Here is a 10,307-nt window from a genome sequence, read left to right as displayed (position 1 = left end):
GTTTCTGGGTGGGGGGGCCCCCGTTGGGGCGCCGCCCACCGCCGTGACCTGCCGGAACGGTCCGGGCGCGGGGCGCTCCCCGGGACCGGCGGCGCCCGGCGCACTCGGGCCGGGGGCGTGCGCCTGGAGCCGGGGTTCCCCCCCGGCGGAGCGGGGCAGGTGCGCTGAGGACCGTTCCTCCGCCCTGCCGAAGGACCCGTTGTGATCTTCGCCGTGCTGCTCGTGCCGCCTTTCCTCCTGTGCGTCCTGCTCGCGCTCGACCGCTACGAGGAGCGCATGCTCGACCCGCGGGGCGCCGGGTCCGCGCCCCGCAGGCGGCACCTGCGGGCCTTACCGGCTTCCGGCGGCCGGCACGCCGCCGAGCCGGCGCGGCGGGGGCGCCACGGCCGCCACGCGGCCTGAGGCCCGCACCGCAGGCTCACACCGGCAGGCTTACACCGGAGGCCTACACCGAAGGGCTCATACCGGCAGGTCGGGGGCGATCTTCTCCGCGTGCACGGTCAGCCGGTCGATGCGGGTCTCGTGGTTGGACGCCGTGGTGCTGTAGTCCCCGATGGCGCCCGGCCGGGCGTCACTGAGGTACCAGGTGGCCAGCGGGGCGGCCGCTTCACCGGCCGTGTCCCCGGCCGTCTCCTCGATCTTCACGTGCCGCACGACGGGGGACGCGTCGGCGGACAGCGCCCACTCCTGCGCCCTGGGTGTGTCGGTGAGAACGCAGTCGGTCAGGGTCACCGTGAGTACCTGTCCGGGCAGGTCGCCGTCCCCCTGCGGCCCCAGCCCGGACACCTCCCGACAGGTGAACCGTTCGCCGTGCACGGTGACGTGGTATCCGCTGGTCGTCTTCGTCTCGGAATCAGTCATGCCTGCCGCCTGCCCAGCCTCAGCCGCGCCAGACACCCGGGCCCGGGCCTTCGCTGGTCGCGGAAACCGGCCGCGGCGGGGAGCCCGGCCGGAGCGACGGCGGGTTTGCCAGAATCGGGTCATGCTGACCATCGGAACCATCGTCATGGGCGCCGCGGACGTGCGGCGGGCGGCCGACTTCTGGGGCGCGGCGCTGGGGTACGTCCCCCGCGACGGCGCCGTCGACGCCGACTGGGCCGTCCTGGTGCCCGCCGAGGGGCCCGGGCCCGGGCTGGCCCTGGGCCTGAGCACCTCGCCGGTGCAGGACCGTCCGCGCGTCCACCTCGACCTCTACGCTGCGGACGCGGCCGAGCAGGAGGCGGAGGTGGCACGCCTGCTGGCGCTCGGGGCGCGGCACGTGGACTGGGACTCGTATCCCGAGGACCCCGACTTCGTGGTGCTGGCCGATCCCGAGGGCAACCGGTTCTGCGTCATCGACGCCACCCACGGCTGAACTCCTCCCGCGCGGACGGGAATCAGAGCGGGAACCGGGGATGAAACCGGGGATGGAACCGGGGCGGGAACCGGGGCGGGAGCCACGGCGGAAACCCCGGCGGGAATCAGGCGGTCCAGCCGCTCATGGTCCGGCTCTGGCGGGGCACACGCCCCTCACCTACTGAGAGGGGCACCACCATGCTGGGCATAGCCGCCGCCGCACTGTTCTTCATCGCGTTCCTGATCAACGCGGCCGAGATCTCCACCAACAACATCTTCACCTCCACCAACTTCATGCTGATCGGTCTCGCCCTGCTGGCGCTGCACGTCGCCGGGGTCGCGAGCGGGCTGGCCGCGCGGGGCCGTGGCCGCAGACGATGACACTGCCCGCGGCCCGGCCGGCCGCCGCGCTCAGAGGCCGAGGTCGAGGAGGGCGTTCTCCACGACCTCGGTGAGCGCGGGGTGGATCCAGTACGGAGCCCGGGCGAGGGTGGACGCGTCGGTCCCCAGGGCCATCGCGAGGACGAGGGGCTGGATGAGCGTGGGGGCCTGGGGCCCCATCAGGTGGGCGCCGAGCAGCCGGCCGGTGCCGGGCTCGGCGAGCACCTTGCAGAACCCGGTGGCGTCCTCCATGGCCCAGCCGTAGGCGACGTCGGCGTAGCGCGCCGTGCCCGCCAGGTAGTCCACTCCCCGGTCCCGGCAGTCCTGTTCGGTCGCTCCGACCGAGGCGATCTGCGGGCGGGTGAAGACCGCCGCCGGGACGTTGCCGTGGTCGGCCGACGCGAGGTCGTGCGGGTGGCGGAGGTTGTGCGACACCACCTCCGCCTCCCGGTTGGCCACGTGCTTCAGCTGGACCGGCGTACAGATGTCGCCGAGCGCGAACACTCCGTCCGCGGTGGTCCGCTGGTGGGCGTCGACGACGATCCGGCCGTCGTCGTGGGTACGGATGCCGGCCGCTTCGAGGTTCAGCCGGTCGCTGTTGGGGACGCGTCCCGCGGCGATCAGCAGCATGTCGGCCTCGACGGTCGAACCGTCGTCCAGGGTCAGCCGCAGGGCGCCCGGCCGGCCGCCGACCGTCGTGACCTCCCGGCCGAGCCGCAGGTCGTAGCGGGAGCGCACCAGTTCGGTGAACCGTTCGGCGACCGTCTCGTCCTGCGGGCCGAGAAGCCGGTCCTCCTTCTCGACGATGACGACGGAGCTTCCCGCCGCCGCGAAGACCTCGGCGAGTTCGGCGGCGATGTAGCCCCCGCCGAGGACGGCCAGGCGCCGGGGCGGGGCGTCGACGCGCATGACGGTGTCGGACGTTTCGTACGGCAGGCCCGATGCGGCCACCGGCGCGGGCACCAGCGGGCGTCCGCCGGCCGCGACGACGATCTGCTCCGCGCTGATGTCGAGGGCGCCGTCGGGAAGCCCGATGCGCAGCTGCCGGGGTCCGGTGAAGTGCGCCCGGCCCTCGTACACGGTCACGAAGCCGGATTCCACACGGCCGCGGCGGCCCTCCTCGCGGTCGGCGTCAAGCCGCCCGAAGACCCGGTCGCGCAGCTCGCGCCAGCGGACGGCCCGCAGTTCGGCGTCCACGTCGTAGGTACCGGCCCCGCGGACGGTCTCGGCGACGTGTGCCGCGTAGGCGAGCATTTTGCTGGGGATGCAGCCGGCGTTCAGACAGGTTCCGCCGAACCACTTCTCCTCGACGACGGCCACGTCGAGGCCGGCGAACGACTCGTCGATGACGGCGTTGCCGGAACCCGCTCCGATGACGACAAGATCGTGATGACGCATCGGCTCAGCTACGAGGCCCGGCCCCGCCGTGGCGGGCCGCCGCGCTGGCGGTCGCGGCGCCCGGCTCACGGCCGGGGGCGGGGGGCCTGCGGGGTCATGACGTCGGGCTGACCGCGTCGATCAGGGCCTGCACCGTGGTGAGCCGGCCCAGGTCCACCCCGTCCCGGACGTGGAACCCGGCGGCCTTCAGCTCCCCGAGCATCCCGATCACCGCGGCGTCGTCGAGCCCCAGGTCTTCCGCCAGGTCGGTCTGCGGTTCCAGCTCCTCGACCGTGCGCCCGCTGCGTCTGGCCACGATCTGCCCCACCACGCTGTCCCACTCCACGATGTCTCCTCTGACCGGTCCGTTGTCGTCCCCCGCCCCTACCCCCGATGCGGGCCCGCACAACCGGGCGGGCCGTCGCTCTGGCCGACAACCGTCTCTTCCGTCCGCTCCGTTTGCGGGCCGGGATCCCGGTCAGACGGGAGGCGTACGTTGTTCCCATCCCCCAGGGAGTGATCAGCTGTGTCGGAGAACGAGAAGAGCCAGGCCAAGACCGAGCAGGCCAAGGGCAAGCTCAAGGAGACGGCCGGCCGCGCGGTGGGCAACGAGCAGCTGACGGCCGAGGGCCGCGCCGAACAGGCCAAGGGTGATGCCCGCCAGGCCAAGGAGAAGATGAAGGACATCTTCAAGCGCTGACCGGCACCCCGCACGAGCGCCGGGGACCAGGGTGACAGGGGCGCCGGGCCGGGCGCCCCGGGACGGACCGGCCGCTCCTCCCCCGCTCGCGGCGCGCCGGGCACGCCGCGCCGAGCCGCGGTGGGGCGCGGCGTTACCGTCGGCGGCATGGACGATGATCACCGGGGCTGGCGCCCGTGTGTGCTCGCCGCCGCGGTGTTCGCCGTGTGCATGGCCGGCACCACGCTGCCGACCCCGCTCTACGGCCTCTACCAGGAGAAGTTCGGGTTCTCCGAGCTGATGGTGACGGTCGTGTACGCCGTGTACGCCTTCGGGGTCATCGGGGTGCTGCTGCTGGCGGGCAACGCCTCGGACGCCGTGGGCCGGCGTCCGGTGCTGCTGGCGGGCCTGGCGTGTGCGACGGCGAGCGCCGTCTGTTTCCTGTGCGCCACCGGGCTGGGCTGGCTGTACACGGGCCGGCTGTTGTCGGGTTTGTCCGCCGGCCTGTTCACGGGGGCCGCAACGGCGTACGTGATGGAGCTGGCGCCGTCCGGCGGCGCCTCCCGGGCCACCTTCGTGGCGACCGCCGCCAACATGGGCGGCCTGGGCTGCGGTCCGCTGCTCGCCGGGGTACTGGCGCAGTACGCGCCCTGGCCGCTGTACCTGCCGTACGTGGTGCACCTCGTCCTGGTGGCCGGGTCGGCCGCCGTGCTCCTGTGGCTGCCGGAGACCGTACGGAAGCGGCGGCCGCTGAGCACGGTGCGTCCGCAGCGGCCCGGCCTGCCCGCGGGGGTGCGGGCGGTGTTCGCACCGGCGGCGATCGCCGCGTTCGTGGGGTTCGCGCTGTTCGGGGTGTTCACGTCGGTCAGCCCGGCGTTCCTCGCGGAGTCCCTGGACGTCCACAACCGCGCCGTGGTCGGGCTGATCGTCGCGCTGGCCTTCTTCGCCTCGACCGCCGGGCAGCTGGCGGTCGGCAGGATCGGGGTGGGGCGCTCGCTTCCGCTCGGCTGCGCCGTACTCCTCGGCGGGCTGGCGCTGCTCGCGGGAGCGCTGTGGTGGGACCTGCTGTCGCTGGTGGTGCTGAGCGCGCTGGTGGGCGGGGCCGGGCAGGGTCTGGCGTTCCGCGGCGCGCTGTCCGCGGTGGCCGGGGCCGCTCCCCCGGACCAGCGGGCGGCGGTGATCTCGACGCTGTTCGTGGTGGCGTACACCGGGATCTCGGTACCGGTGATCGGGGTCGGCGTGCTGTCGGGCCCGATGGGCCTGGAGGGAGCGGGGCTGGTGTTCATCGCCTGCATGGCCGTCCTGGTCACGGCCGCGGGCGCCTACCTGCTGCGCCGGCCGGTACGCGCCGCCGGGGCCTGAGCCCGTACGCCGCCACCTGAGCCCGTCCTCCTGGGGACGGGGCCCCACTCCGGCGCCCCGGCGCCTCCCGGCGCTACGCGTCCCGGGCGAGGCCGGCGAAGGACGCGCGGACGTCCTCGATCAGCAGGCCGGGCTCCTCCAGGGCGAGGAAGTTCCCGCCGCGCTCGAACTCGGTCCAGCGCACGACGTGGTGGTCGCGTGCGGCGTACCGGCGGATCGCGACGTCGGTGGGCAGGGCGACGGCCACGGCGGTCGGAACCGTTCCGGGGTCCTTGGGTGCCCAGGCGGCGGGGTCGTGGGCCGTCTCGTAGTAGAGGTGGGCGGAGGAAGCGGCGGTTCCGGTGAACCAGTAGACACTGACGTTGGTCAGCAGGGTGTCGCGGTCGACGGCGTCCTCGGGGAGTTCGTTCGCGGGGTCCGTCCACTCCTTGAACTTCTCGACGATCCAGGCGAGCTGGCCGACCGGCGAGTCGTGCAGGGCGTGTCCGACCGTCTCGGGGCGGGTGGACTGGATGGCGTTGAAGCCCATCTTGTCGTCGCGGAAGTCCTGGACTACCGCGGGGACGGCGACCCGGCGGCTGGTGGAGCCGCAGCGCGTCGTCAGCTGGGGGCGCCGCTGGTACCTCGTGGCCTGGGACGTCGACCGCGACGACTGGCGCCTGTTCCGGGTCGACCGCCTGATGCCCCGCAGCCCGGCGGGCGCCAGGTTCGCGCCCCGCGAGGACCCGGAGGGCGACGCCGCCCGGTACGTCGCGGGCAAGGCCTCCGCCGCCGCGTGGCGGCACCGGGCCCGGGTGACCGTACACGCGCCGGCCGCGGCCGTCCTGGAGCGCGTCAACCCGGCGGTGGGGGTGGTGGAGCCGGTGGACGCCGGCACGTGCGTACTGGAGACCGGGGCCGATTCGCTGGACAGTATCGCCGTGCACCTCGGGATGCTCGGGTACGAGTTCACGGTGACCGGTCCGCCGGAACTGGTGGCCCACCTGGAGGAACTGGCGGGACGTTACGCCCGGTCGACGCGCCCGCCGTCGCCTCCGGGGCCGGCTCCGCAGAAGTCCCCGTTCCCTGGACGTTGAACGTCTCGGCCGACCGGGTAGGCAGTCGGGTGGAGCGGCGGGTCGCCGCCCTCCGGCCGCCCCACCCCGCGCCCTCGCTCTTCGTTCAACACGAGCTCCACCACGGGAAGTTGTCCGGACGTGCGCACGACCGTGCGCGGCTCGAGAGGCTGGTGCGAGGATGAGCCCGCCATGAAGCCGGGCCGCTGTCTGCGCGGGTTACGGGCTGCGATGTTCGCGGCCCTCTGCGTGCTGCTCGCCGTCACCGGCCACCTCCTCATGTCGGGAATGGCGGTGCCCTGGTGGGCGATGGGCGCCGGGTTGGCGGGCACGGCGGGCACGGCCTGGGCGCTCGCCGGCCAGGAGCGCGGACCGCTCGCCGTCAGCGCGGTGGCCGTCGCCGTCCAGGCGGTGCTCCACACGGCGTTCTCGCTGGCCCAGTCGCTCGTCCACCCCTCCCTGCCGACCGGGACGTCACTGGCCCGCCAGTGGGCCGAGTACGTGACCTGCGGCAACGGGGCGCGGACCGCGCTCGGCGGCTTGGCGGCCCACCCGCTGGCGGTGTCCGCCGCCCACGCGCACCACACCGCCCCGCACGAGCCGGCGTCCGCCCTGACCGCGGGTGTCGCACTACTGCCGGGTACCGCACTGCCCGGCGGCGGCCACGGGGTGACGGCCCTGTCACCGGCCGGGATGCTCACCGCCCATCTGCTGGCCGCGGTGCTGTGCGGCCTGTGGCTGGCGTACGGGGAGCGCGCCGTGTTCCGCGTGCTGCGCGCCGTCGCCGGGCGGCTCGGTTCACCGCTGCGTCTGCTCCTCCACCGGTCGGCGACGCCGCTCCGGGCCTGCCCGTACGCCCGTCGCACCCACCAAGGCCGCGCGCCGCGGCGGCTGTTCCTCGTCCACGCCATCACCTCACGGGGTCCCCCGACGGGAACCGCTGTCACCTGACAGCCGGCTCCCCGAGCGCACACCGACGGCTCCCGTCCACCGCGCCTCGGGCATCGGCCCCGCCCCACGGCGGGCCGTACCCCCTTCACCGGCCCCGCGCCCCGCGCGCGACGCCGGACACCCCCCTGCCCGTGAGGACCTGTGGCGATGACCCCTGCCCTGACCACGCAGCACTGCCGGCACACCCCCGACTCCGACGCGGAAACCACCCGCCTCGCCCTCGACGCCCGCGACGGCGACCCCGAAAAAGCCGACCGCTTCGCCCGCGCCCTCCACCGCGACGTCTGGCGCTACGTCGCCTACCTCAGCGCCGACACCCAAGCCGCCGACGACCTCACCCAAGACGTCTTCCTCCGCGCACTCGGCAGCCTCCACCGCTTCGAAGGCCGCTCCTCCGCCCGCACCTGGATCCTCTCCATCGCCCGCCGCACCGTCATCGACAGCCTCCGCCACGCAGCCGCCCGCCCCAGACTCTCCCACCACCACGACTGGCAGACCGCCGCCGAACAAACCCAGCACCGCGACATCCCCGGCTTCGAAGACGGCATCGCCCTCGCCGAACTCCTCACCACCATCACCCCCGAACGCCGCGAAGCCTTCATCCTCACCCAACTCCTCGGCCTCCCCTACGCCGAAGCCGCCACCACCATCAACTGCCCCATCGGCACCGTCCGCTCCCGCGTAGCCCGCGCCCGCACCACCCTCATCACCCTCCTCACCGACACCACACCCCCGACCGTTCCACCCCCCACCACCCCGCACCGGAACCGGGGCGACCGGACAGCGCCCGGGCCCCGGCTGGTCGCATCACCGGTCTAGGGGGGTGTCGGCCCGCGCACATCGCGGGAGGGAGCGCCGGGTGCCGGCGGCTTTGGCCCCCTCCCGCAGAGGGCCCCGCGGGCGGGGGTCAGGCCCCGTCGTCCGCGCTGCCCGAAGAGCTCCGCGCGGAGCCGATCGCGCTGATCGCCGCCCCGGCGGAGAGCCCTATGGCGAGCCCGAGTCCCACGTTGTCGAGGAACACGCCCACCACCACTCCGGCCAGCAGGCCGAGCGGGATCGCGATGACGGACATGCCGCCGTCGTCCTGTCCGCCGTCTTCACCGCTGTCATTCCCTTGGGTCACGGGCTCATTATGCGACGCTACGTCAACAGGTACGCCACCCCTGGCCAGGGGTTTGCCGCCGGTGGTCGCCACACGGCGGCACGGGGGTCAGCCGTCCAGGGTGTGGGTGCCGAGCCGGCTGACCATGGCGGGGTCGCGGTGGTCGAAGAACAGCGACTGACCCGTGTCCAGGGCGGCGATGGCCGCCATCTCCCCGGCGGCGAGCTCGAAGTCGAAGACGTCGAGGTTCTCGGCCATGCGCTCGGCGCGCACCGACTTGGGGATCACCACGACGTCACGCTGGACGAGCCAGCGCAGGACGACCTGCGCCACGGACTTGCCGTGTGCGGCCGCGATCCCGCTGAGCTCGGGGTGGGTGAAGAGGTCGTTGCGACCCTCGGCGAAGGGGCCCCACGACTCGATCTGCACCCCGCGTTCGCGCATCAGCTCCTGGTCGGTGGTGCGCTGGTGGAAGGGGTGGGTCTCGACCTGGTTGACGGCGGGGGTGATCTCGTTGTGGTCGATCAGGTCGACGAGCCGGTCGCCGTGGAAGTTCGAGACTCCGATCGCCCGGACGAGGCCCTGATGGTGCAGGGCTTCCATGGCGCGCCAGGAACCGTACACGTCGCCGTAGGGCTGGTGGATCAGGTACAGGTCGAGGTGGTCCAGGCCCAGCTTGCGCAGTGAGGTGTCGAAGGCGCGCTTGGCCTTGTCCTCGCCGGCGTCCGAGACCCACAGCTTGGTGGTGACGAACAGGTCCTGGCGCGGGATCCCGCTGGACCTGATCGCACGGCCGACGGCCTCCTCGTTGCCGTAGGCGGCCGCGGTGTCCAGGGAGCGGTAACCGGCGGCGAGGGCGTCGCTGACGGCCCGCTCGGTCTGCTCGGCCTGGATCTGGTACACGCCGAAACCGAGGACGGGCATCTCTACGCCGTTGTTCAGGGTGACGGTCCGCATGCGGGGTTCCTTCCGTGCGGTGTGGAGTGGATGGGCGCGGGGACCGGCCTCGGGGCACGTGCCGTGCGGCTCCCGGGGTGGGTCTCGCCCGCGGCCGGGGCTTGTGCACCCGTACCCGCCACAGCGCGTAGCCTCCCGGACCGGTGCTCCATACGAGGCCCCGCGGGACCGTGGGCGACATTGGCGATTTGTCCTGGATTCACACGGTGCGGCTTCCCCATGATGGGGCGGGCCCGGGCTCCTCCGGTTCCGACCCCTCCCCGGAAGGCTCCGCCCTGACGACGCGTACCCGCCGCCGCACCGCGCTCCTGCTCGCCGCGCTGGCCCTGTGCACCCTGCCGCCGGTCCACTCGGCCCCGCGCGCCGAGGCCGCCGAACCCCTGCGCTGCGCCCCCGGCGCGTTCCCCGTCCGCCCCGGCACCCCGGACGGAGCCCCGCGGGGGCAGTTCGTCGCGCTCCTGCCGGACGCCGGCCCCCGCGGCGGCGGCACCCAGCTCACCCTCACCGGGACCGGCCTCACGCCGTACACCCGGGTGCTCTTCGGCACCCTGGGACCCGACGGCTGCTTCAGCGGACGGGAGGCCGCGGACGTGGTCGTACTCGGCGACACCTCCGTCTTCGCCGTCACTCCCCCGTGGCCCGCGGCAGCGACCGTCTCCGTCTACGCGGCCACCCCCTGCGGGCAGTTCACGAACCCGCTCCCCTTCACCTACCTCGACTGAGGGACCCCCACCGGCGCTTCAGGCTCCCGGCGGCGGCTGGTGCAGTCCGAACGGGGTCCCCTGGTCGTCCTGGCAGAGCTGGAAGCGGCCGAACCGGGCGACCGACTCGTCGCCGCCACCCAGCTCGACGTCGTCGACCGAGCCGCCGAGCTCGCGGACCCGGACGATCGCCGCCCGCATGTCGTCGACCCGGAAGAACAGGTAGGGGCTCGCGCCGGAGTCGTTGCCGTGCAGCCCGCCAGGCACGTTGGGCGTCCGGATCGCGAAACCGCCGCCGTCGGTCGTACCCGGCTCGAAGTCCCAGCCGAACAGCCCGCCGAAGAACGTACGGGCCTGCTCGGCATCGCCCACGCCGAGCTCGAAGAAGGAGACCTCACCGGCCATGT

The 10,307-nt window shown here is 73.7% G+C and carries 16 protein-coding genes; 9 read left to right on the top strand and 7 right to left on the bottom strand.

Features of this window, described 5'->3' with window-relative positions:
• Positions 1 to 201: 201 nt before the first annotated feature.
• On the top strand, positions 202 to 402 hold the full coding sequence (locus tag OTB16_RS34345) for a hypothetical protein (protein ID WP_267726185.1): 201 nt from the start codon (positions 202 to 204) through the stop codon (positions 400 to 402).
• Positions 403 to 459: 57 nt separating this feature from the next.
• Here the strand turns inward: OTB16_RS34345 and OTB16_RS34340 are convergent, their stop codons facing one another.
• Positions 460 to 861 carry a hypothetical protein gene (locus tag OTB16_RS34340; RefSeq protein ID WP_267726183.1) on the bottom strand — a complete coding sequence of 134 codons (402 nt, stop codon included), beginning with the start codon at positions 859 to 861 and terminating at the stop codon, positions 460 to 462.
• Between the two features lie 121 nt (positions 862 to 982).
• Between OTB16_RS34340 and OTB16_RS34335 the strand changes: the two genes are divergently transcribed.
• Both OTB16_RS34335 and OTB16_RS34330 read left to right on the top strand, forming a co-directional pair.
• On the top strand, positions 983 to 1,354 hold the full coding sequence (locus OTB16_RS34335) for a VOC family protein (RefSeq protein WP_267726181.1): 372 nt from the start codon (positions 983 to 985) through the stop codon (positions 1,352 to 1,354).
• Positions 1,355 to 1,533: 179 nt separating this feature from the next.
• The gene (locus OTB16_RS34330; RefSeq protein ID WP_267726179.1) at positions 1,534 to 1,716 is read left to right on the top strand and encodes a hypothetical protein; all 183 of its coding nucleotides are present in this window, start codon (positions 1,534 to 1,536) and stop codon (positions 1,714 to 1,716) included.
• 30 nt (positions 1,717 to 1,746) lie between these two features.
• On the opposite strand, the gene OTB16_RS34325 is transcribed toward OTB16_RS34330, so the two are convergent.
• Entirely contained in the window at positions 1,747 to 3,114 is a 1,368-nt protein-coding gene (locus tag OTB16_RS34325; RefSeq protein ID WP_267726177.1) for a mycothione reductase, read from the bottom strand.
• 94 nt (positions 3,115 to 3,208) lie between these two features.
• Positions 3,209 to 3,439, bottom strand: a complete 231-nt coding sequence (locus OTB16_RS34320) for an acyl carrier protein (RefSeq protein WP_267726176.1) — start codon at positions 3,437 to 3,439, stop codon at positions 3,209 to 3,211.
• A gap of 180 nt (positions 3,440 to 3,619) precedes the next feature.
• On the opposite strand from OTB16_RS34320, the gene OTB16_RS34315 reads away from it, so the two are divergent.
• On the top strand, positions 3,620 to 3,793 hold the full coding sequence (locus OTB16_RS34315; protein WP_267726174.1) for a CsbD family protein: 174 nt from the start codon (positions 3,620 to 3,622) through the stop codon (positions 3,791 to 3,793).
• Between the two features lie 147 nt (positions 3,794 to 3,940).
• On the top strand, positions 3,941 to 5,134 hold the full coding sequence (locus OTB16_RS34310; protein ID WP_267726172.1) for an MFS transporter: 1,194 nt from the start codon (positions 3,941 to 3,943) through the stop codon (positions 5,132 to 5,134).
• Between the two features lie 73 nt (positions 5,135 to 5,207).
• On the opposite strand, the gene OTB16_RS34305 is transcribed toward OTB16_RS34310, so the two are convergent.
• Positions 5,208 to 5,663 (bottom strand): hypothetical protein, encoded by a 456-nt coding sequence (locus OTB16_RS34305; protein WP_420717855.1) that lies wholly within the window; start codon positions 5,661 to 5,663, stop codon positions 5,208 to 5,210.
• On the opposite strand from OTB16_RS34305, the gene OTB16_RS34300 reads away from it, so the two are divergent.
• The 3 genes from OTB16_RS34300 (at position 5,647) to OTB16_RS34290 (ending at position 7,959) form a co-directional block, all read left to right on the top strand.
• Complete coding sequence (locus OTB16_RS34300; RefSeq protein ID WP_476470178.1) at positions 5,647 to 6,210, top strand: WYL domain-containing protein; 564 nt, start codon at positions 5,647 to 5,649, stop codon at positions 6,208 to 6,210. The genes OTB16_RS34305 and OTB16_RS34300 overlap by 17 nt on opposite strands.
• A 171-nt stretch (positions 6,211 to 6,381) precedes the next feature.
• The gene (locus OTB16_RS34295) at positions 6,382 to 7,140 is read left to right on the top strand and encodes a hypothetical protein (RefSeq protein ID WP_267726170.1); all 759 of its coding nucleotides are present in this window, start codon (positions 6,382 to 6,384) and stop codon (positions 7,138 to 7,140) included.
• A 147-nt stretch (positions 7,141 to 7,287) separates the two neighbouring features.
• Positions 7,288 to 7,959 (top strand): sigma-70 family RNA polymerase sigma factor, encoded by a 672-nt coding sequence (locus OTB16_RS34290; protein ID WP_267726168.1) that lies wholly within the window; start codon positions 7,288 to 7,290, stop codon positions 7,957 to 7,959.
• Between the two features lie 88 nt (positions 7,960 to 8,047).
• Here the strand turns inward: OTB16_RS34290 and OTB16_RS34285 are convergent, their stop codons facing one another.
• Entirely contained in the window at positions 8,048 to 8,263 is a 216-nt protein-coding gene (locus tag OTB16_RS34285) for a hypothetical protein (RefSeq protein ID WP_267726166.1), read from the bottom strand.
• An 87-nt stretch (positions 8,264 to 8,350) separates the two neighbouring features.
• Complete coding sequence (locus OTB16_RS34280) at positions 8,351 to 9,199, bottom strand: aldo/keto reductase (protein WP_267726164.1); 849 nt, start codon at positions 9,197 to 9,199, stop codon at positions 8,351 to 8,353.
• A 188-nt stretch (positions 9,200 to 9,387) separates the two neighbouring features.
• Here OTB16_RS34280 and OTB16_RS34275 point away from each other — a divergent pair, with 188 nt between their 5' ends.
• Entirely contained in the window at positions 9,388 to 9,921 is a 534-nt protein-coding gene (locus OTB16_RS34275; RefSeq protein ID WP_267726162.1) for an IPT/TIG domain-containing protein, read from the top strand.
• 18 nt (positions 9,922 to 9,939) lie between these two features.
• Here OTB16_RS34275 and OTB16_RS34270 read toward each other — a convergent pair whose 3' ends face one another.
• Complete coding sequence (locus OTB16_RS34270; protein ID WP_267726161.1) at positions 9,940 to 10,305, bottom strand: VOC family protein; 366 nt, start codon at positions 10,303 to 10,305, stop codon at positions 9,940 to 9,942.
• Positions 10,306 to 10,307: the final 2 nt, after the last annotated feature.

Origin of the sequence: Streptomyces antarcticus (assembly GCF_026627255.1) — a bacterium.
GTDB classification, from domain to species: Bacteria; Actinomycetota; Actinomycetes; order Streptomycetales; family Streptomycetaceae; genus Streptomyces; species Streptomyces antarcticus.
The sequence above is the reverse complement of the archived record's forward strand: the minus strand, read 5'-3'. Positions and strand labels throughout refer to the sequence as shown.